This window comes from Streptomyces dangxiongensis (genome assembly GCF_003675325.1).
In the GTDB taxonomy this organism is placed as follows: domain Bacteria; phylum Actinomycetota; class Actinomycetes; order Streptomycetales; family Streptomycetaceae; genus Streptomyces; species Streptomyces dangxiongensis.
In genome coordinates, this window is record NZ_CP033073.1 from 2304612 (window position 1) to 2324589 (window position 19978).

At 73.2% G+C, this 19978-nt stretch carries 18 protein-coding genes; 5 read left to right on the top strand and 13 right to left on the bottom strand.

What is annotated here, in order from left to right; genetic code table 11:
• Positions 1-72: 72 nt before the first annotated feature.
• From rnc to recG, 7 genes are all read right to left on the bottom strand, one after another.
• Positions 73-906, bottom strand: a complete 834-nt coding sequence (gene rnc / locus D9753_RS10130) for a ribonuclease III (RefSeq protein ID WP_205614105.1) — start codon at positions 904-906, stop codon at positions 73-75.
• 8 nt (positions 907-914) lie between these two features.
• The gene (rpmF, locus tag D9753_RS10135; protein ID WP_003951102.1) at positions 915-1088 is read right to left on the bottom strand and encodes a 50S ribosomal protein L32; all 174 of its coding nucleotides are present in this window, start codon (positions 1086-1088) and stop codon (positions 915-917) included.
• 2 nt (positions 1089-1090) lie between these two features.
• The gene (locus D9753_RS10140; RefSeq protein WP_121786702.1) at positions 1091-1744 is read right to left on the bottom strand and encodes a YceD family protein; all 654 of its coding nucleotides are present in this window, start codon (positions 1742-1744) and stop codon (positions 1091-1093) included.
• A gap of 129 nt (positions 1745-1873) precedes the next feature.
• Complete coding sequence (locus D9753_RS10145) at positions 1874-2977, bottom strand: ATP synthase F0 subunit B (protein ID WP_121786703.1); 1104 nt, start codon at positions 2975-2977, stop codon at positions 1874-1876.
• Between the two features lie 57 nt (positions 2978-3034).
• Positions 3035-3514 carry a pantetheine-phosphate adenylyltransferase gene (coaD, locus tag D9753_RS10150; protein ID WP_240468443.1) on the bottom strand — a complete coding sequence of 160 codons (480 nt, stop codon included), beginning with the start codon at positions 3512-3514 and terminating at the stop codon, positions 3035-3037.
• A 26-nt stretch (positions 3515-3540) separates the two neighbouring features.
• Positions 3541-4128 (bottom strand): 16S rRNA (guanine(966)-N(2))-methyltransferase RsmD, encoded by a 588-nt coding sequence (gene rsmD / locus D9753_RS10155; protein ID WP_121786705.1) that lies wholly within the window; start codon positions 4126-4128, stop codon positions 3541-3543.
• Between the two features lie 128 nt (positions 4129-4256).
• Positions 4257-6494, bottom strand: a complete 2238-nt coding sequence (recG, locus tag D9753_RS10160; RefSeq protein ID WP_121786706.1) for an ATP-dependent DNA helicase RecG — start codon at positions 6492-6494, stop codon at positions 4257-4259.
• Positions 6495-6693: 199 nt separating this feature from the next.
• Here recG and D9753_RS10165 point away from each other — a divergent pair, with 199 nt between their 5' ends.
• Both D9753_RS10165 and D9753_RS10170 read left to right on the top strand, forming a co-directional pair.
• The gene (locus tag D9753_RS10165; RefSeq protein WP_121786707.1) at positions 6694-8532 is read left to right on the top strand and encodes an HSP90 family protein; all 1839 of its coding nucleotides are present in this window, start codon (positions 6694-6696) and stop codon (positions 8530-8532) included.
• Entirely contained in the window at positions 8529-11573 is a 3045-nt protein-coding gene (locus D9753_RS10170) for a tetratricopeptide repeat protein (protein WP_121786708.1), read from the top strand. The genes D9753_RS10165 and D9753_RS10170 overlap by 4 nt, the downstream gene beginning before the upstream one ends.
• Before the next feature lie 75 nt (positions 11574-11648).
• On the opposite strand, the gene D9753_RS10175 is transcribed toward D9753_RS10170, so the two are convergent.
• On the bottom strand, positions 11649-13406 hold the full coding sequence (locus tag D9753_RS10175) for a DAK2 domain-containing protein (RefSeq protein WP_121786709.1): 1758 nt from the start codon (positions 13404-13406) through the stop codon (positions 11649-11651).
• Positions 13407-13663: 257 nt separating this feature from the next.
• Here D9753_RS10175 and rpmB point away from each other — a divergent pair, with 257 nt between their 5' ends.
• Complete coding sequence (gene rpmB / locus D9753_RS10180) at positions 13664-13849, top strand: 50S ribosomal protein L28 (protein ID WP_004924906.1); 186 nt, start codon at positions 13664-13666, stop codon at positions 13847-13849.
• 133 nt (positions 13850-13982) lie between these two features.
• On the opposite strand, the gene thiD is transcribed toward rpmB, so the two are convergent.
• Together thiD and D9753_RS10190 are read right to left on the bottom strand one after the other, a co-directional pair.
• Complete coding sequence (gene thiD, locus D9753_RS10185; protein ID WP_121786710.1) at positions 13983-14783, bottom strand: bifunctional hydroxymethylpyrimidine kinase/phosphomethylpyrimidine kinase; 801 nt, start codon at positions 14781-14783, stop codon at positions 13983-13985.
• A complete protein-coding gene (locus D9753_RS10190; RefSeq protein WP_121786711.1) occupies positions 14780-15745 on the bottom strand; it encodes a thiamine-phosphate kinase in 966 nt (321 codons plus the stop codon). The genes thiD and D9753_RS10190 overlap by 4 nt, the downstream gene beginning before the upstream one ends.
• 271 nt (positions 15746-16016) lie before the next feature.
• On the opposite strand from D9753_RS10190, the gene D9753_RS10195 reads away from it, so the two are divergent.
• Both D9753_RS10195 and D9753_RS10200 read left to right on the top strand, forming a co-directional pair.
• Complete coding sequence (locus D9753_RS10195) at positions 16017-16250, top strand: Lrp/AsnC family transcriptional regulator (RefSeq protein WP_121786712.1); 234 nt, start codon at positions 16017-16019, stop codon at positions 16248-16250.
• A 20-nt stretch (positions 16251-16270) separates the two neighbouring features.
• On the top strand, positions 16271-16792 hold the full coding sequence (locus tag D9753_RS10200) for a DUF3515 domain-containing protein (protein ID WP_121786713.1): 522 nt from the start codon (positions 16271-16273) through the stop codon (positions 16790-16792).
• 13 nt (positions 16793-16805) lie between these two features.
• Here the strand turns inward: D9753_RS10200 and D9753_RS10205 are convergent, their stop codons facing one another.
• The 3 genes from D9753_RS10205 to D9753_RS10215 all read right to left on the bottom strand — a co-directional run bounded on the left by D9753_RS10205 (position 16806) and on the right by D9753_RS10215 (position 19939).
• On the bottom strand, positions 16806-17963 hold the full coding sequence (locus D9753_RS10205; protein WP_121786714.1) for a D-alanine--D-alanine ligase family protein: 1158 nt from the start codon (positions 17961-17963) through the stop codon (positions 16806-16808).
• A gap of 126 nt (positions 17964-18089) precedes the next feature.
• Positions 18090-19100, bottom strand: coding sequence for an NAD(P)H-dependent glycerol-3-phosphate dehydrogenase (locus D9753_RS10210; RefSeq protein WP_121786715.1), 1011 nt, complete (start codon positions 19098-19100; stop codon positions 18090-18092).
• Positions 19097-19939 carry a lysophospholipid acyltransferase family protein gene (locus D9753_RS10215; protein WP_121786716.1) on the bottom strand — a complete coding sequence of 281 codons (843 nt, stop codon included), beginning with the start codon at positions 19937-19939 and terminating at the stop codon, positions 19097-19099. The genes D9753_RS10210 and D9753_RS10215 overlap by 4 nt, the downstream gene beginning before the upstream one ends.
• Positions 19940-19978: the final 39 nt, after the last annotated feature.

The window sequence follows — 19978 nt, forward strand, 5'->3', positions numbered from 1 at the left end:
GGCAGCGTGACGCCGTGGACGGACCGAGCGCCCGCCCCGTGCAGACGGGACGGGCGCTCGGGTGGTGCTCTGTCAGGCGGTGGCGGACGACGTGTCGCCGTCCTTGACAGCGTTCCCGGCGGCCTCCTCGGCCGCCTTGGCGCGCTCGTCCGCCGCGGCCCGGATGGACCGCCAGGCGGACTCGGCGGCCTGCTGTTCCGCCTCCTTCTTGCTGCGGCCGGTGCCGGTGCCGTACGAGACGCCTCCGACGCGGGCAGCAGCAGTGAAGATCTTCTCGTGGTCGGGGCCGGTCTCCGTGACCAGGTACTCGGGCACGCCGAGCCCCTCGATCGCGGTCAGCTCCTGCAGGGACGTCTTCCAGTCCAGGCCTGCGCCGAGATTGGACGACTTCTCGATCAGCGGGTCGAAGAGCCGGTGCACCAGCTCGGACGCCGCGTCGAGTCCCTGATCGAGATAGACCGCGCCGATCACCGCTTCCAGGGTGTCGGCGAGGATGGACGCCTTGTCCCGGCCGCCCGTGCCCTCTTCACCACGGCCGAGCCGGATGAAGGCGCCCAGGTCGAGGCCGCGCCCCACCTCCGCCAGCGCACGAGAGTTGACCACCGCGGCCCGCAACTTGGCCAACTGGCCTTCGGGCAGGTCGGGGTGGATGCGGTACAGCGTGTCCGTGACGACGAGGCCGAGCACGGAGTCCCCCAGGAACTCCAGCCGCTCGTTCGTCGGCAGACCGCCGTTCTCGTACGCATAGGAACGGTGGGTCAGCGCACGCACCAGAAGGGCGGTCTCGAGCCGGTAGCCGAGCCGCCCTTCCAGAAGCGCGTGGGACGAGGCCTGGTTGTCCACTTTTTTCTTGGCGGAACCGTCCGCCTTGACGTCCTTCTTCGGACTGGACACAGTGCCTCTCACCAGCCCGCTCAGACTTCGAGGACCTGGCGCTTGTTGTAGGTGCCGCAAGACGGGCACGCGATGTGCTGCTGCTTGGGCTCGTGGCAGCGCTCGCACGCAACCAGGGTGGGGACCGCAGCCTTCCACTGCGACCGGCGGTGGCGCGTGTTGCTGCGCGACATCTTCCGCTTCGGAACAGCCACGGCTACTTCTCCTGCTTCTCGTCGACGCGCGCTGATCGAGTCGCGTCGCCGCTCATCTCGTCCTTCTCGCCGTCCGTGGTCGAACCGGCGAGTCCCTGCAAAGCCGCCCAACGGATGTCGACGGCGTCATGGTGGTGGTCCGGGTCGTCCGCGAGCCGCACTCCGCACTCGGAGCACAGGCCCGGGCAGTCGTCCTGGCACACCGGCTGCATGGGCAGTGCGAGCACCACCGCATCGCGCAGCACGGATTCGAGGTCGATAAGACCGTCCTCGATGTAGAGCGTGTCCTCGTCGTCCTCGGCGTCGTCGCCCGGTTCCGCGATCACGCGGCCCCGGTCGTCGGCGTCAGGGTACGAGAACATCTCCTGGAAGTCCGCTTCGAGCTCCAGCTCGACCGGCTCCAGACACCTTACGCACTCCCCCTCGGCGGTCGCACGGGCGGTGCCTGTGACAAGCACACCTTCCATGACCGACTCGAGCCGGAGTTCGAGTTCCAGCGGGGCGCCCTGCGGCACTCCGATGACCCCCTGGATACCGAGATCCCTGGGGGCGTCGACCTGGCGGGTGAGGCGCTTGAGCGCACCAGGACGCCGGCCCAGCTCGTGCGTGTCGATCACGAGGGGGTTGCGGTGGTCGAGGCGGGCGTTAGGAGCCATTCCTGCTTTCGATCTGTGAACTCGGAGGGACGCCGCCCGTAGGTGTGGCGGGCAGCGCTGATCGCGGACATACACACGACCGAAGAGCCAGGATACTGGACCTTTCGCTGAGGACCCAATCCGGTCCGGCTACAGGCCCCGGCGCTGCTCGTACGCCCTGAGCTGCTCGGCGCTGATCATGCCGGTGTCGAAGAGGCTGGTCTCGTCGAGCGCGTAGCCCTGCTGGGGCTCTTGCTGCTGGGGTTGCTGGGGTTGCTGGGTCTGCTGGGGCTGTTGCGGGTCGTAGGCGGCCTGCTGGGGATCGTAGGAGCCCTGGTAGGCGTACGGGTCGGCCTGCTGGTAGCCGTAGGGGTCGGGCTGCGGCGCGTAGTCCGGCTGCTGCGCGAACCCGGCGTACGGGTCCTGCCCCTGCTCGGCCCGGGCCGCCGCCGCGGGCGCGTAGCCGGGGGACATGGGGTAGGCGGGCTGCTGCTCGTACGACGGCTCGCGCTGCCGCTGGGCCGCGCGGTCGCTGTCCGCAAGGGCAGCGAGGTCGGCGAGGTAGTCCGCGTCGCTGGAGTGCTGGAAGGTCGTGGTGTCGTCGGCGAGGGCACCGAGGTCATCGGTGGCGATCCGGCCGTGCAGCTTCTGCCGGCCGCGGCCGACGGCCTCCAGCGTCTTGGCGAGGACCGCCTCGAAGGCGCCCAGCTTGGCGTCGACGTACGCGTCGGCGTTGTGGCGCAGGGTCTGCGGGTCCTGGCTGCGCTCGGGGGCGTCCTCGTCCTCGTAGCCGTTCTCGTCCAGGCCGGGCCCGGTGCCGAGCAGCTTCTCGCGGCCCCGGCCGACCGAGCCGAGGGTCTTGGTGAGGACGACCTCGAAGTTGGCGAGCTTGGAGTCGACGTAGTCGTCGGCCTCGGCGCGGATCTCCTCGGCCTCCTGGCGGGCCTCGGCGAGGATCCGGTCGGCCTCGGCCTGGGAGCGGCGGGCGATCTCGGTGTCGGAGATCAGCGAGCCGCGCTCGGCGTGCGCGTCCCCGATGATCCGCTCGGCCTCCAGCCGGGCCTGCTCGACCATCTGCTCGCGGTCACCGATCAGTTCCCGTGCCTGCGCGAGGGAACCGGGCAGCGCCTGGCGCACCTCTTCGAGCAGCGCGAGCAGTTCGGCGCGGTTGACCACGCAGGACGCCGACATGGGCATGCCCCGGGCGCCGGAGACCGTGGAGACGATCTCGTCGAGCTTCTTCTGCACGTCCACCTGTGCTCGCCACTCTCTACAGCCGGGTTGGAGACGGACGGGACGACTGTAGCCCCATCAGCCCTTGGCGAGGCGCTCGTTCAGGGCCGCCAGGACCGGGACCGGCACCAGGTGGGAGACGTCGCCGCCCCAGGCCGCGACCTCCTTGACGAGGGAGGAGGAGAGGAAGCTGTACGTGGGGTTGGTGGGCACGAACAGCGTTTCTACGCCGGTGAGGCCGATGTTCATCTGGGCCATCTGGAGTTCGTAGTCGAAGTCGCTGACGGCGCGCAGGCCCTTGACGATGGCGGGGATGTCGCGCTGCTTGCAGAAGTCGACGAGGAGGCCGTGGAAGGCCTCCACGCGGACGTTGGCGTACTCGGAGGTGACCTCGCGGATCAGCTCGATCCGCTCCTCGATCTCGAAGAGGCCCTTCTTCGACTTGTTGATCATCACCGCGACGTAGACCTCGTCGTAGAGACGGGAGGCTCGGGCGATGATGTCGAGGTGTCCGTTGGTGATCGGGTCGAACGACCCGGGACAGACGGCGCGGCGCACTTGTGATCCCTCGCTCTCCGGTCCGGTCATCGTGCGTCTTCGCACGTAGAGGCGGCGCGACCGTACCAAAACGTTCCCTCGCCGTAACGACGGGACCGGAGCGCCTCGAAGCCGTCCGGCCAGTGGAATCCGCCGCCTCTGGTGCTGCGCTCCACGGTGACGAGGGCTTCGGCGGCGAGCCAGCCCTCCGAGCGGAGTGTGAGCAGGATCTCGCGAAGATCGTCGTCCGTGACGGCGTACGGGGGGTCGAGGAAGACCAGGTCGTACGGCTCGGCGGGGGGCGCGGTCCGGACGACCTGTTCGGCTTTGCCCGCGCGCACCTCGGCGCCGGGGAGTCCCAGGTTCCGCACGTTCTCGCGGACCGTTCTCACGGCGCGGGCGTCCGCCTCGACCAGGAGGGTGTGACCGGCGCCCCGGGAGAGGGCCTCCAGGCCCACGGCGCCCGAGCCGGCGTAGAGGTCGAGGACGCGTTCGCCGTCCAGGGGGCCGCCGAGGAGGGACTGCCAGGTGGAGAAGAGGCCCTCGCGTGCGCGGTCCGAGGTCGGCCGGGTTCCGGTGCCGGGCGGTACCGAGAGGCGACGGCCGCCGGCCGCACCGGCGATCACGCGGGTCATGTCGGGAGTCCTTCTTCGTCGGCGGCTTTCGGGATCAGTCTCGCAGGCCCCGCGTGCGAACGCCGATCGCCACCGTCGGCACCGCCGTGGGACCGCGGCACCGTCGGCAGCACTGCGGGCCGATACGCCTAGCCCTTTTCCAGGTACTGCTCCCGCTCCTCGTCCAGGAGGGCGTCCAGGGCCGTGCGGAGGCCGGGCAGCCGCTCCAGGCCGGGATCGGCCGCCACGAGCGTCGTGGCCTCCTGCCGCGCCTGGGCGATGACCTCCTCGTCCTCGATGACCGCCAGGACCCGGAGGCTGGAGCGGACACCGGACTGGGCCTGGCCGAGGACGTCGCCCTCCCGGCGCTGTTCGAGGTCGATGCGGGAGAGTTCGAAGCCGTCGAGGGTGGAGGCGACCGCGTTCAGGCGCTGGCGGGCGGCGGCGGCCTCGGGCATCTCGGTGACCAGGAGGCACAGGCCGGGGGCGGAGCCGCGGCCGACCCGGCCGCGCAACTGGTGGAGCTGGGAGACGCCGAAGCGGTCGGCGTCCATGATGACCATGGCCGTGGCGTTGGGGACGTTGACACCGACCTCGATGACGGTGGTGGCGACCAGGACGTCCGTCTCGCCGGCGGCGAAGCGGCGCATCACGGCATCCTTGTCGTCCGGGTGCATACGGCCGTGGAGGACCTCCACGGTGAGGCCCTGGAGGGGGCCGCGGGCCAGCTCGCCGGCCACGTCCAGGACGGCGAGCGGCGGGCGCTTGTCGGCCTCGTCCTCGGGGGACTTCTTCCCGCCGCCCTTCCCGGAGCCGGCCGCCTCCTCGGCGTCGTCGCCGATGCGGGGGCAGACGACGTACGCCTGGTGGCCGCCCGCCACCTCCTCGCGGACCCGTTCCCAGGCGCGGGCCAGGAAGTGGGGCTTGTCGGCGGCGGGGACGACATGGGTGGCGATCGGGGAACGGCCGGCCGGGAGCTGGTCGAGGACCGAGGTCTCCAGGTCGCCGAAGACGGTCATGGCGACCGTGCGCGGGATGGGTGTGGCCGTCATGACGAGGAGGTGCGGGGGCTGCTTGCCCTTGCCGCGCAGGGCGTCACGCTGTTCCACGCCGAAGCGGTGCTGTTCGTCCACCACGACCAGGCCGAGGTCGTGGAACCGGACCCGGTCCTCGATGAGGGCGTGCGTGCCGATGACGATGCCGGCCTCGCCGGTGGCCAGGTCGAGCAGGGCCCGGCGGCGGGCCGCCGTGCTCATGGAGCCGGTGAGCACGACCACCTTGGTGGCGTGGTCGGCGCCGCTCAGCATGCCGCCCTCGGCCAGCTCGCCCATCATCTCGGTGATCGAGCGGTGGTGCTGCTGGGCGAGGACCTCGGTGGGCGCCAGCAGGGCCGCCTGGCCGCCGGCGTCGACCACGGCGAGCATGGCGCGCAGGGCGACCATCGTCTTCCCGCTGCCGACCTCGCCCTGCAGCAGCCGGTGCATCGGGTGGTCGGTGGCCAGGTCGGCGAAGATCTCCTGGGAGACCTTCGACTGGCCCTCGGTGAGGGTGAAGGGGAGGCGGTCGTCGAAGGCGGCGAGGATGCCGGCCGGCCGGGGGACGCGGGGCACGGCGGCGAGCTGGCTGTCGGCGTGGCGGCGGCGGGCCAGGGCGACCTGGAGGACGAAGGCCTCGTCCCATTTCAGGCGGGCGCGGGCGTCGGCGATGTCGGCCCGGGTGTGCGGGCGGTGGATCTTGAGCAGGGCCTCGGGGAGGGGCAGCAGGCCGCGGCCGGCGCGCAGGGTGTCCGGGAGGGGGTCGAGGGCCTCCTGGGCGCTGGGCAGGACCGTCTGCACCGCCTTGCCGATCTTCCAGGACTCCAGTTTGGCGGTGGCCGGATACAGGGGGATGAGGGCGCCGGCCCAGGTCTCGACCTTCTCCTCGCCCTCCTCGCCGTCGCCCCGGAGCAGCTCGTAGGCGGGGTGGGCGAGCTGGAGGCGGTGGTTGAAGACGGAGACCTTGCCGGCGAACAGCGCGCGGGTGCCCGGCAGCAGCTCCTTGTGGGGCTTGTGGACGCCGTTGCCGAAGAAGACAAGCTGGAGCCGGCCGCTGCCGTCGGTGATCGTGACCTCCAGGCGCTGGCCCTTGCCGCGGGGCGCCCTGGCGGAGGCGAACGAGTGCAGGCGGGCGTCGGCGACCTGGGCGACCACCGTGACGTGCTCGTCCATGGGGAGGTCGGCGAGGTGCGTGAGCTGACCGCGCTCCTCGTATCTGCGCGGGTAGTGGTGGAGGAGGTCGCCGACGGTGTGCAGGCCGAGGTGCTCGGCCATCACCTTCGCGGTGGCGGGGCCGAGCACTGACTTCAGGGGCTGCTTCAGTGGTTCTTCCAGTGCGGGCACGAGATCCATTGCACACCACGGCACTGACAATGCCGTAGACGCTGCCCCGCGAATTCCTCCCGACACGTCGGACTCGTCCGGGAAACCCCTGGTCAGGTGGGCTGTTTCGGCTCTAGGATGGCGCGCTCCGGCCATCCTTCGCGGTCACCGCCCCGTCCGGGACCGCCCGACCCCGCGCCGCACGCACTCCCCCTCCGGCGCAGTGACGATGGACTCCCACACCTCGCAGCCCTCCCAGGCACCCCGGTCTTCTCACCCACCTCACACCTTCCAGGTCGACCTGCGTGGCCTGGTGGACCTGCTCTCCCATCACCTGTACTCCGGTCCGAAGGTCTACTTGCGCGAGCTGCTCCAGAACGCCGTGGACGCCATCACCGCCCGGCGGGCCGCGGAACCGGACGCCCCGGCGCGGGTCCGGCTGTACGCGGCGGACGGCGCGCTGCGGGTGGAGGACAGCGGCGTGGGGCTCACCGAGTCGGACGTGCACAGCCTGCTGGCGACCATCGGCCGCAGCTCCAAACGGGGCGAGGGCCTCCAGGAGGTCCGGTCGGAGTTCCTCGGCCAGTTCGGCATCGGTCTGCTGGCCTGCTTCCTGGTCGCCGACCGGATCCGGGTGGTCAGCCGCAGCGCCCGCACGCCGCAGGCGCCGCCGGTGGAGTGGACGGCGAGCGACGACGGCTCGTACACCGTGCGCACCCTGCCCGGGGCCGAGCGGCCCGAGCCGGGCACGACCGTGTACCTGACGGCGCGGGCCGGGGCGGCCGAGTGGCTGGCGCCCGAGCGGGTCCGCGCCCTGGCCCGGGACTTCGGCGCGCTGCTGCCGTACGACGTCCGGGTCGGCGACGAGCCGGTCACGGAGCTGCCCGCACCCTGGGACCGCGGCTACCGGAGTCCCGCCGGCCGCAGGGCGGCGCTGGCCCGGCACTGCCGCGAGCTGTTCGGTTTCACCCCGCTGGACTCGATCGACCTGGACGTGCCGCTGGCCGGGATCCGCGGGGTGGCGTACGTGCTGCCGGCCGCGGTCAGCCCGGCCCAGCGGGCGACGCACCGCGTGCACCTGAAGGGGATGCTGCTCACCGAGCGTGCCGAACAGCTTCTGCCGGACTGGGCGTTCTTCGTGCGCTGTGTGCTGGACACCGACAGCCTGCGGCCCACCGCCTCGCGCGAGTCGCTGTACGAGGACGAGACCCTCGCCGCCGTGCGCGAGGCGCTCGGTGAGCGGATCCGGTCCTGGCTGACCGGGCTCGCCGCCGGTGATCCGGAGCGGCTGGCGGCGTTCCTGGCCGTGCACCACCTGGGCGTGAAGTCCCTGGCCCGGCACGACCGGGACATGCTGCGCACGATGCTGCCGTGGCTGCCGTTCGAGACGACCGACGGGCAGCTTTCCCTGGCGGAGTTCGCGCGACGGCACCCGGTGGTGCACCTCACGCGGACGGTGGAGGAGTTCCGGCAGGTCGCGCCGATCGCCTCGGCGCAGGGCATCGGGGTCGTCAACGGCGGCTACACCTACGACGGTGAGCTGGTGCGGGCGTTGCCGCTGGTGCTGCCGGGGGCGGTGGTCGCCGAACTGGACGCGGAGACCGTGACCGCGCACCTGGACGCGGTCGACCCGGGTGAGGAGCTGGCGCTGTCCGGGTTCCTGGCCGCCGCGCGGGCCACGCTGGACCCGCTGGGCTGTGACGTCGTACTGAGGTCGTTCCATCCGCTGTCCGTGCCCGCGCTGCACCTGGACGACCGGGACGCCCGGCACGAGCAGGCCCGCGCGGCGGCCGAGGACCGGGCCGACGACCTGTGGGCGGGCATCCTGGGCTCGCTGCGCGGCAGCGCCCCGCGCGCGCGTCTGGTGCTCAACCATCTCAACCCGCTGGTCCGGCGGATCGCCGCGCTCGGGGACCGGGAACTGATCGGCACCGCGACCGAGTCGCTGTACGGGCAGGCGCTGCTGATGGCGCAGCGTCCGCTGCGGCCGGCGGACTCGGCGCTGCTCAACCGGGCGTTCATCGGGCTGCTCGCGTGGGCGACCCATGGGGAGGGTGACGGACGATGAGCGGTGTCACGGATCTCGACGCGCTGCGCCGGGCGCTGGCGGAGAACTCCGGGCAGCCGGAGGGACCGGCCCGCAACGCGCGCGCGGAGCGGCTGCTCGCCGAGGCCGAGCGGCTGGACGTCCCGCTCGCCGTGATCGAGGCGCTCGGGCACCTGTTGAGGGTCTACCACTACAGCTCCGAGAAGGACCGGATGTTCGTCCCGTTCGCGCGGCTGCTGCGCATGTGGGACGAGCGGCCCGGGGACTTCGACGAGGACGAGACGCACTCGCTGCACTGGTTCTTCAAGTGGATGTCGGCGGGCATGCTGGACCAGCCGCACATCCCGCTCGCCTCGGTCGAGAAGTGGCTCGGCGAGATGGAGCACCGCTACCGGCTCGCCGGGCACTCCGAGCGGGCCGTGCGCAGCGCCGAGTTCAGCGTGGCCGCGCACGTCGGGGACCTCGCGCGCGCGGAGCGGGCGTACGCCGCGTGGCTGGCCGCCGACCGGGACGGGATGGCCGACTGCCACGCCTGCGAGCTGCACGGGCAGGGTGCCTGGCAGGTGCGGTGCGGCCGGGACGCGCGGGCGCTGGAGCTGTGGCGGCCGGTGCTGGACGGCGAGTTCTCCTGTGCGCACGAACCGCACACCGTGCTCGCCGCCTCGCTGGCCCCGCTGTTGCGTCTCGGGCGCGTCGAGGAGGCCCGCGCGCACCATCTGCGCGGCTTCCGGCTGGTGCGGTCCATGGAGAGCATGCGCGTTGCGTACGCCGACCACGTGGAGTTCTGCGCGCTGACCGGCAACGAGGCCCGCGGTCTGGAGCTGCTGGCCGAGCGGCCGGCGTACTTCACGGACACCGGGCATCCGCGCAGCCGGCTGGACTTCCTGGCCGTGGTGACGGTGCTGATGGACCGGCTGACCGGGCTGGGGCTCGGCGAGCGGCAGGTGCCGGGGCCGGCCGGGCGGACGTGGACCGCGCGGGAACTCGCGGGGCACGCGCGCGTGGAGGCGACGGAGCTGGCCGGCCGGTTCGACCGGCGCAACGGCACCTCGTCCGTCGGTGACCGGATCCGCGCGCGGATGGCGCAGCGTCCGCTGGTGGAGCGGCTGCCGCTGGGGGTACGTGCGGCGCGGACCGCGACGGCGCCGGTGACCGCCCCTCCCCCGCTTCCCGGAGAGAGCACGCGGGAGACCACGCGGGAGTCCGAGCAGGAGATCACAGGGGAGACCGCCGAAGAGACCGACGAGCAGACCGCCGCAGCCGGGCTGCCCGTGCTGCTCGCCGAGGCGCGGCGGCTGTCGGACACCCTGCGGCCGCACGCCCTCCAGGCGTGGGCGGCGGTGGCACGGGCCGCGGGGGACGGCGCCGCGCTGGGACCGCGCGACCGCGCGGAGATCGCCGACCACGAGGCGATGGGCCTCGGCGCCGAGGGGACCGCCCTGTTCGAGCAGGCGGCGGAGCTGTACGCCGAGGCGGGCGACCCCGGCGAGGCGCTGGCGGCACGCGCGCGGGGGGCGTACGTCCGCGCGCTGGCGGGCGAGGTGGACGCGGCCCTGGCCACGGTCACGGGCCTGTACGACGAGGTGCTCGCGCTGTACGCCGACGAGGGCACCGGCGTACGGCAGACCGCGTCCGTGGTGATGAGCCGGGCGCGGATCCTGATGCGGCGGGTGCACGAGAGCGCCGGCCGGGGTGGCGCGGACACCGGCGAGGACGTCGTCGCGGACGCCGAGGCGGCGGCGGGGGAGGTCCTGGCGCTCGTCGAGGGGCACGGCGGCGACGACGTGCGGCCGGCCGCGCGGGCCGCCGAGGCGCGGGCGATGCTCGCCGAACTGGCCGGCTTCCGCGGGGACGCCGGGCGGTCGGCGGAGCTGTTCCGGCGGGCCGCCGGCGCGTACGTGGCCGCCGGGCTCCCGTGGTTCGCGGTGGAGTACGAGGTGCAGGTCGCCGCGCTGGCCCACCAGGCCGGTGACCTGGCCGGGGCCGAACGTGCGCTGCGGGCGGCCCTGGAGCACGGCGGGCCGTACGTGGAGCCGGTCGGACGGGCCCAGCTTCACCTCCAGCTCGCCGAGGTGCTCGGCGGCCGGGACGCGGCCGGTGAGGCGGCCGAGCACGCCCTGGAGGCCGCGCACTGGGCCGACGAGGCCGGCGAGAGCGGCACGCTGGGCGCCTGGGCGCGGCAGCAACTGGGCGGCTTCCTGCTGCGCGAGGCCCGGTACGCGGAGGCCGCCGAGGTGCTGGAGTCCGCGCTGGCCGATCTCAGCACCGAGACGCACGGCGACGGGGCGGTCGTCCAGACCCGGTGGTGGCTCGGGGACTGCCTGGGTGAGCTGGGCGAGCACCGGGCCGCGGCCGAACACCGGCTGAAGGCCGCCGACATCGCCCGGCACTGGCCCGAGCAGCAGGACCACGCCACGCTCGCCCACCTCGCCGCCGAGTCGCTGGGCCACGCCGGCCTGGCGGACGAGGCGGACCGGGCCTACGTGCGCGCGGGCGACCTGTGGCGGGCGCTCGGCAACGCGCCGTTCCTGGTCCGCGCGCTGCGGGCCCGCGCCTGGCTGGCGCTGCGCGGCGAGTCCGGTGCGCGGGGCGCCCGCGCGCTGATGGCGCAGGCGGTGCGGGAGTGCGAGAGGGCGCTGGCGGCTGCGGGCCCGCCGGAACGGGCGGAACTGATCGACGAACTCGGCGGGACGCACCGGCAGTTCGCGGAGCTGCTGGCCGGCTCGGCGTCCGAGGAGGCCGAGGATCCGGCGATCCGGGCGGCCTTCGAGGCGGCGCTGGAGCAGATGACCCGGGCCGCGGCGGTGTTCGGCGCGCTCGGCGCGGCCGGGCTGCACAGCCGTACCGGCGCGGAACTGGGCGCGGGCTGGCTGGAGGCGGACCTCAACCGTCCGGCGCGGGCGGCGGCACACGCGCGTGCCGTGCTCGCGGCGTACGAGGGCGCCGACGACGCCGACGAGACCGTCCGGGCACGGCGGGCCGAGGCGGCTCAGATGCTGGAGGCGGCCCGGGACGAGGGGGGCGAGGAGCGGACGAACGCACCGGCCGGACCGCGGGACTGAGTCACCCCGACCGAGTCACCCCACACGAACCGGACGAGACGCAGACGGACACACCGGCCGGGCCGCCGGGCTGGGTCACTCCACGCCGATGAGCAGCAGCGCGCCCTGCCGGCCGCCCCGGTACACCACCGTGTCCACGGCCAGGTAGGAGTCCCGTACCCGGGCCTCCAGGTGGGCGGCGACGGTCTCGGACGCATCGTCGCCGACGACCAGGGTGACCAGCTCGCCGCCGGCCTGGAGCATGCGGTCCAGGACGGTCCCGGCGGTGGCCGTGACGTCCGCGCCGATCACCGCCACGTCGCCGTCTATCAGGCCCAGCACGTCGCCGGCCTGGCAGATGCCGGCCGTCGTCCACGACCGGTGTTCGGCGACGACGACCTCGGCGTACCGGGTGGCGCCCGCCGCGGAGGTCATCTGGACCACGTCCTCGTCGAAGCGGCGCTCCGGCTCGTGCACCGCGAGCGCGGCGATGCCCTGGACCGCCGAGCGGGTCGGGATCAGGGCCACCCGGATGCCCTCGGTGCGGGCCTGTTCGGCCGCCGCGGCTGCCGTGTGGCGCAGCTCGGCGTCGTTGGGCAGCAGCACCACCTCGCGCGCGTGGGCCCGCCGCACCGCCTGCACCAGCTCGCCGCTGGCGGGCGGCTCCCCGGGGCGCGCGAGGACGGTGGTCGCGCCGGCCTCGGCGTACAGCCCGGCCAGTCCCTCGCCCGGTACGACGGCGACGACGGCCCGCTGGGCGCGCTCACGCGGCGGGCGTCCGCCGCCGGTGTGCACGTCGCCGGCCCCGAAGTGGGTGATCCGGATCCGGTACGGCCGCCCGGCCTCCACGCCCGCCTCCACGGCGGCGCCCGCGTCGTCCACGTGCACATGGACGTTCCACAGCCCGTCGCCGCCGACCACCACCAGAGAGTCCCCGAGGGCGTCGAGCCGCGCGCGCAGCCGGGCCACGGCCGCGTCGCCGGCCTCCAGCAGGTAGATCACCTCGAACGCGGGCCCGGCCCCCGGCCCGCCGCCCTCCACCGCGTCGGCGCACAGCCCGGCCCCGGAGACACCGTCCGCTCGCGCGTGGGCACCGGCTCCGCCGCCTTCCGGGCCCGGGCACGGGTCAGTACCGGAACCGGAACCGCCCTCCACGCGCGCGTGGGGGGTGACTTCGGGCCGCCTGGGGGTCTCTCGTACCGGCTCCCCGGTGCACGCCTCCACCAGCGCTCCCAGCAGCGCCACGAGGCCCCGCCCGCCCGCGTCGACGACGCCGGCCCGTGCCAGTACGGCAAGCTGGCCCGGAGTGGCCGCCAGGGCCGCCCGCGCGCCCTCGTAGGCGGCGCGCGCGACGCTCCCGCAGTCGCCCTCGGCACCCTCCGCGGCGTCGGCGGCGGCCGAGGCGACGGTCAGCACCGTGCCCTCCACGGGGTGCGCCACCGCCTGCCGGGCGGAGTCGGCGGCCCGGCGCAGGGCGAGCCGCAGCCCCGTGCCGTCGCCCTGGGACGCGTCGCCGCTCCCGGCGAGTACCTGCGCCATGCCCCGCAGTAGCTGCGCGACGATCGTCCCGGAGTTGCCGCGGGCCCCGATGAGCGCCCCGTGGGCCATCGCGCGGACGGCGTCGGCCAGCGAGGGCTTCCCGGAGCCGGTCGCGTACCCGGCGAACACGGCCTCCACGGCCGTCGCCGCCGACTCCAGCGTCAGATACAGGTTGGTCCCGGTGTCGCCGTCGGCCACCGGATAGACGTTGATCGCGTCGATCTCCTCGCGGGCCCGCCCGAGCGCGCGCAGCGCCAGGCCGCACCAGGTGCGCACCGCGGGAGCATCGAGGAACGTCTGCGGCACCTGCGCCACCTGCGCCTCCCTGAGCTGGCTGGACGTGGAGGCAGCGTAGACCCCGCGGCGGCGGCCTCCGGCGGGAGGCCGGGAGCGGGGCCCTGAGCTGTCATGGTAGTTTCGCTGTACGGACGCAGTCGTTGTATGCTGCTCCGGTTGCCCGATCCGATCGGGCCATTCCCCCTGGCACCGCCACTCAGATCTAAGGTCGTACGATCTCGATCCCGGCATGCCGGGATCAACCGTAAGTGCATCTGAAGTCTTTGGAGTGACCCGTGGCTGCCAACTGCGACGTCTGCGGCAAGGGCCCGGGCTTCGGCAACAACATCTCGCATTCTCACCGCCGTACGCCCCGTCGCTGGAACCCGAACATCCAGCGCGTGCGTACTGTGGTCGGCGGGACGCCGAAGCGCGTGAACGCTTGCACCTCGTGCATCAAGGCCGGCAAGGTCTCGCGCTGACGCTACAGCCTGAGCGCGCGGCCACTGCCTGGTTCGTGCACTGAGCCGGTCCACCTCCGGGTGGGCCGGCTTTTTGCCGTCTCCGCGGGCCGGTGCGCCGCCGCCCGCGGGGGACGGTGCCGCCCGCCCGGTCTCAGGTAGTTGCCCGCCCGAGGGCCCACCCGTGGTCCACGGGCCCGATCCCGGCGCCGAGGGCGAACCCGGCGGCGATCGCCCCGGTGACGTACTCCTTGGCCGCCGTGACCGCCTCCGGCACGGACCGCCCCTTCGCCAGGCCGCACGCGATCGCGGAGGCGAGGGTGCAGCCGGTGCCGTGGGTGTGCCGGTTGTCGAGGCGCGGTGCCCGCAGCACGTGTTCGGCACAGCCGTCGGTCAGCAGGTCCACCGCCTGGTCCGCGTCCGTCAGATGGCCGCCCTTGATCAGCACCCACCGGGGGCCGTACTCCAGTACGGCCGCCGCCGCCCGCCGCAGGTCGGCCTCCGACCGGACCCGCACGCCGGTGAGCTGCGTCACCTCGTCCAGGTTCGGGGTGGCCACGGTCGCCGCCGGCAGCAGCTTCGTCCGGACGGCGTCCAGCGCGGACGCGGCCAGCAGCGGGTCGCCGTGCTTGGAGACGCCGACCGGGTCCACCACGGCCGGCGCGTCCGTACCGGTGATCAACTCGGCGACCGCCTCGACCAGTTCCGCCGAGGACAGCATGCCGGTCTTGACGGCCTGGACGCCGATGTCGTCCACGACACTGCGGTACTGGGCCCGTACCGCCGCCACGGGCAGCTCCCAGGCGCCCTGCACGCCCAGGGAGTTCTGCGCGGTCACCGCGGTGAGCACGCTCATCCCGTGCACGCCGAGCGCCAGCATCGTCTTCAGGTCGGCCTGGATGCCCGCACCGCCGCCGGAGTCCGACCCCGCCACCGTCAGAACGCGGGGGATCATGACTCGATGTCCCCGAAGTGGTCCCAGCCGCCCTTGCTGGTCCAGGGCGCCCCGTCGACGGTCACCTGGGGCAGCGCGGACGGGTTGAGGACCTCGCCGATGACCTTCCAGCGGGCCGGGAGCTTGGTGTCCGCCGGGAAGGTCGCCACGATCGCGTGATCCTCTCCCCCGCTCAGCACCCACTGGAGCGGGTCGACACCGACGGCCTGCCCGATGTCGTTCATCTGCGTCGGGATGTCGATGGCGCCGGACCGGATGTCGATCCGGACCTTGCTGGCCTCGGCGATGTGCCCGAGGTCGGCGATCAGGCCGTCGCTGACGTCGCACATCGCGGTGGCGCCGAGCGCGGCGGCGGCCGGGCCCGCGTGGTACGGCGGCTCCGGGCGCCGGTGGGCCTCCACGAAGGCGCGCGGCGAGCGGAAGCCGCGGGAGAGCACCGCGTAGCCGGCCGCGGACCAGCCCAGCCAGCCCGTGACGGCCACGAGGTCGCCGGGCTGGGCACCCGCGCGCGTGACCGGCTCGTGGTTGCGCAGATCACCGAGCGCGGTGATCGCCACCGTGATCGTGTCGCCGCGTACGACGTCCCCGCCGACCACGGCGGCACCCGCGACCTGGCACTCGTCGCGCAGGCCGTCCATCAGCTCGCTGGGCCAGGCGACCGGCAGTTCGGCCGGGACGACCAGGCCGAGGAGCAGCGCGGTCGGTACGGCGCCCATCGCGGCGATGTCCGCGAGGTTCTGCGCGGCGGCCTTGCGGCCGACGTCGTAGGCCGTGGACCAGTCGCGGCGGAAGTGCCGCCCCTCCAGCAGGATGTCGGTGCTCGCCACGACCCGGCGGTCGGGTGCGGCGACCACCGCGGCGTCGTCGCCGGGGCCGACCCGGACCGCCGGAGTGGTGGTGAGACGGGAGGTGAGCTCCCTGATGAGCCCGAACTCCCCGAGCTCACCAACAGTGCCCTTCATGTCCCTTGCTCCCCTTCTCTCCCTTGCCGTGCCCGGTCGCGCGTCATCAGTGTCCCCGATACGGTCGAGGTGACCGCCGTCGCGGTCGGCACGGCCGCCCGGAACGGCCGTGGTGACCGTCGGTCCGCGGTCCGGGTGACCGTCAACGTCCGCCGTGCCTGCACCCTGGCGCGCAAGCCCGGTTCCCGCGGGTCTCCCCGCGGGGAGCGGCAACGCGATACCGTGGCGTTCCTTTTCCCCACATGATCCTCGTGGCCGCCCTGGAGGTTCCGTGGTACAGGCGTACATCCTGATCCAGACGGAGGTCGGCAAGGCGTCGACCGTCGCCGAGACGATCAGCAAGATCCCCGGAGTGATCCAGGCCGAGGACGTGACAGGACCGTACGACGTCATCGTGCGCGCCCGGTCCGAGACGGTCGACGACCTCGGCCGCATGGTGGTCGCGAAGATCCAGCAGGTGGACGGCATCACGCGCACCCTGACCTGTCCGGTCGTGCATCTGTAGCCCCCGTCTACGCTTGGCCGGTGAACATCTTCCGTCACCGGCCCGTCGCTCTGCTCGCGCCCGCCCTGCTGATCGCGGCCGCGGGCTGTTCCCCGGCGGACGACAGCGCCACGGTCGCGGTTCCCACCCCCGACGCGAGGACCGCGCCGGCGTGCCGAGACCTGGACCGGGTGCTGCCGCGAAAGGTGAACGGGCAGACCCGCGCCGATCCCCAGCCCCGGTCCGTCTACACGGCGGGCTGGGGAAGCCCGGCGATCATACTGCGCTGCGGCATCGTCCGGCCGCCGAAGATGGTCGACCCGAAGGTGGCGCTGGGCGACGACCCGGACGCGATGGGCGGCGGGGTCAACGGCGTCGACTGGCTGATGGAGAAGGAGAGCGACGGCACCTGGCGGTTCACCACGTCCGAGCGCCGGGCCTACGTGCAGGTGACGCTGCCGAGGAAGTGGTCCGGGCCCGACGACAGTGCACAGGTGCTCATGGATCTGGCGCCGGCGGTGAAGAAGGCGATCCCGGAGGGGATCGCCTCCATGCGGGGCTGAGCCGGCCCGGGGGTCAGCGCAGACCGGTCGGGCGGCGCAGCGCGGCCCGCACCAGCCGGTCGATCAGCTCCGGGTAGCCGACTCCGGTGGCCTGCCACATCTGCGGGTACATCGAGATCGGCGTGAAGCCGGGCATGGTGTTGATCTCGTTGATCACGAACTCGCCGTCCTCGGTGAGGAAGAAGTCCGCGCGCACCAGGCCCTCGCAGGAGGCCGCCTCGAACGCCTCGACCGCGAGCCGGCGCACCTCGGCGGTCTGCTCCTCGGTGAGCGGGGCCGGGACGATGCCGGGCGTGGAGTCGATGTACTTCGCCTCGAAGTCGTAGTACGCGTGCGCGTCCGGCGGCGGGATCTCGGCCGGGACGGAGGCCCGCGGGCCGTCCTCGAACTCCAGGACGCCGCACTCGATCTCGCGCCCGCGCAGCGCGGCCTCGACCAGGATCTTCGGGTCGTGCGCCTGCGCCTCGGCGATGGCCTCGTCCAGGCCAGAGAGGTCGTCGACCTTGGTGATGCCGATGGACGAACCCGCGCGCGCGGGCTTCACGAACAACGGCCAGCCGTGCTCGCCGGCGAAGTCGACGATCTTCTTGCGGGCGGCGGACTCGTCCTGCGCCCACTCGCGGGGCCGGATCACCACGTACGGGCCCACCGCGAGCCCGAAGGAGGTGAACACCCGCTTCATGTACTCCTTGTCCTGGCCCACGGCCGAGGCGAGCACGCCCGCTCCCACGTACGGCACCCCGGACAGCTCCAGCAGTCCCTGAAGGGTGCCGTCCTCGCCGTAGGGGCCGTGGAGCACCGGGAAGACCACGTCGACCTCGCCGAGCGCCTTGGGCACGGAGCCCGGCTCGCTGTAGACGACCTCGCGGTTCGCCGGGTCGACGGGGAGCACCACGCCGCCCTCGTGCGACTCCGCCAGCTCGTCCACGGTGGGGGTGCGGCGGTCGGTGATGGCCATCCGCTCCGGCTCGTCGGCCGTCAGGGCCCAACGGCCGTCCGAGGTGATGCCGATCGGCAGGACGTCGTACTTCGTCCGGTCGATGGCCTTGAGGACGGCGCCGGCGGTGACCACGGAGATTCCGTGTTCGGAACTGCGCCCGCCGAACACGACCGCCACGCGCGGCTTGCGCGACGGCTGCTCAGGGCTCTGGGGAAGGTTCTCGGTGCTCATATCGGGTTGAGAGTACCCGGAGGCGGGGGCGACGTCAGCGCGCGCCTCCGGGCCGTCGCTCAGCGTCGCACGGACGGTCGCGCAGCGTCGCGCGGGAGGCCCCCGGGGGCCGTGCTAGGGGGCGGTTCAGCGCCGTTCGGGCTTGGCGCTGCGGGCCATCAGCTCCTTGAGGGCGACGACCGGCGGCTTGCCCTCGTGCACGATGCTGACGACCGTCTCGGTGATGGGCATGTCGACGTCGTGCCGGTGGGCCAGATCCAGCACGGACTCGCAGGACTTGACGCCCTCGGCGGTCTGCCGGGTGACCGCGATGGTCTCCTGAAGGGTCATGCCCTTGCCGAGGTTGGTGCCGAAGGTGTGGTTGCGGGACAGCGGCGAGGAACAGGTGGCCACCAGGTCGCCCAGGCCCGCGAGTCCGGAGAAGGTCAGCGGGTCGGCGCCCATGGCGAGGCCGAGCCGGGTGGTCTCGGCGAGGCCGCGCGTGATGAGCGAACCCTTGGCGTTGTCGCCGAGTCCCATGCCGTCGGCGATGCCGACCGCGAGCCCGATGACGTTCTTGACGGCGCCGGCGAGTTCGCAGCCGACCACGTCGGTGTTGGTGTACGGCCGGAAGTACGGGGTGTGGCAGGCGGCCTGGAGCCGCTGGGCGACCTGCTCGTCGGTGCACGCCACGACGGCCAGGGCGGGCATCCGGGCGGCGATCTCGCGGGCCAGGTTGGGTCCGGTGACGACCGCGATCCGGTCGGCGCCGACCTTGGCGACGTCCTCGACGACCTCGCTCATCCGCATGGTGGAGCCGAGTTCGACGCCCTTCATCAGGGAGACGAGGACGGTGTCCGGCGCGAGCAGCGGGGTCCACTCGGCGAGGTTGGCGCGCAGGGTCTGGGAGGGGACGGCGAGGACGGTGAAGTCCGCGTCCCCGAGGGCCCGGACCGCGTCGGAGGTGGCGCGCAGGTTCTCCGGCAGTTCCACGCCGGGCAGGTAGTCGGGGTTGGTCCGCGTGGAGTTGACCGCCTCGGCCAGCTCCGGGCGGCGGGCCCACAGGGTCACCTCGCAGCCGGCGTCGGCGAGGACCATGCCGAAGGCGGTCCCCCACGATCCGGTGCCCATGACGGCCGCCCGCACAGGCTTGCTCACGTGCTCTGCCCTTCCGCTTGCTTGCCCTGCGTCTGCGTATGCGTCTGCGCGTCTGCCTGCGCCCGCGCCTCCGCCCGGGCCCGGGCCCGGGCCCGGGCCCGGGCCTGCGCCTGGGTGCGGCGGCGCTGCTCGATCCGCTCACGACGCGGGTCGTACGGCGTCTCGGGCGCCTTCTCGCCGCGGATCTGCTCGAGCTGCCGGGTGATGGCCGCCATGATGACCTCGGTGGCCTCCTTCAGCACGTCCGGAGTCATCTCCCTGTCGTAGAAGCGGGACAGGTCGACGGCCGGGCCCGCCAGCACGCGGTGGGTCTTGCGCGGGAAGAGGTTCGGCTTCCTGGCGTACGGCGGGAGCAGCTCGTTGGCGCCCCACTGGGCGACCGGGATGACCGGGCACCTGGTCTCCAGCGCCACGCGGGCGGCTCCGGTCTTGCCCGTCATGGGCCAGCCGTCCGGGTCGCGGGTGAGGGTGCCCTCGGGGTAGAAGGCCACGCACTCGCCGCGTTCGACGGCGGCGATCGCGGCCCGGAAGGCGCTGAGCGCGTCCGTGCTCTCGCGGTAGACGGGGATCTGCCCGGTGCCGCGCATGGCGGCGCCGACGAATCCCTTGTTGAAAAGCCCGCTCTTCGCCAGGAATCGCGGAACCCGCCCGGTGTTGTACTGATAGTGCGCGTACGCGAAGGGGTCCGCGTGGGAATTGTGGTTCACCACGGTGATAAATCCGCCCTCGGCCGGAATGTGCTCCAATCCACGCCAGTCCCGCTTGAACAGAACCACCAGCGGCGGTTTGCAGAGCACCGCGGCGAAGCGGTACCAGAAGCCGATTCTGCGGCGGGGCACAAGGACACCTTCCTCTAGGGCTGCCATCCCGGCGGGGGC

What these genes read in the sequence shown, in the direction of transcription:
- D9753_RS10140 (WP_121786702.1), bottom strand. Translation starts at nt 1,744, where the DNA reads ATGGCTCCTAACGCCCGCCTCGACCACCGCAACCCCCTCGTGATCGAC.
- rsmD (WP_121786705.1), bottom strand. Translation starts at nt 4,128, where the DNA reads ATGACCCGCGTGATCGCCGGTGCGGCCGGCGGCCGTCGCCTCTCGGTA.
- recG (WP_121786706.1), bottom strand. Translation starts at nt 6,494, where the DNA reads ATGGATCTCGTGCCCGCACTGGAAGAACCACTGAAGCAGCCCCTGAAG.
- D9753_RS10165 (WP_121786707.1), top strand. Translation starts at nt 6,694, where the DNA reads ATGGACTCCCACACCTCGCAGCCCTCCCAGGCACCCCGGTCTTCTCAC.
- D9753_RS10170 (WP_121786708.1), top strand. Translation starts at nt 8,529, where the DNA reads ATGAGCGGTGTCACGGATCTCGACGCGCTGCGCCGGGCGCTGGCGGAG.
- thiD (WP_121786710.1), bottom strand. Translation starts at nt 14,783, where the DNA reads ATGATCCCCCGCGTTCTGACGGTGGCGGGGTCGGACTCCGGCGGCGGT.
- D9753_RS10190 (WP_121786711.1), bottom strand. Translation starts at nt 15,745, where the DNA reads ATGAAGGGCACTGTTGGTGAGCTCGGGGAGTTCGGGCTCATCAGGGAG.
- D9753_RS10205 (WP_121786714.1), bottom strand. Translation starts at nt 17,963, where the DNA reads ATGAGCACCGAGAACCTTCCCCAGAGCCCTGAGCAGCCGTCGCGCAAG.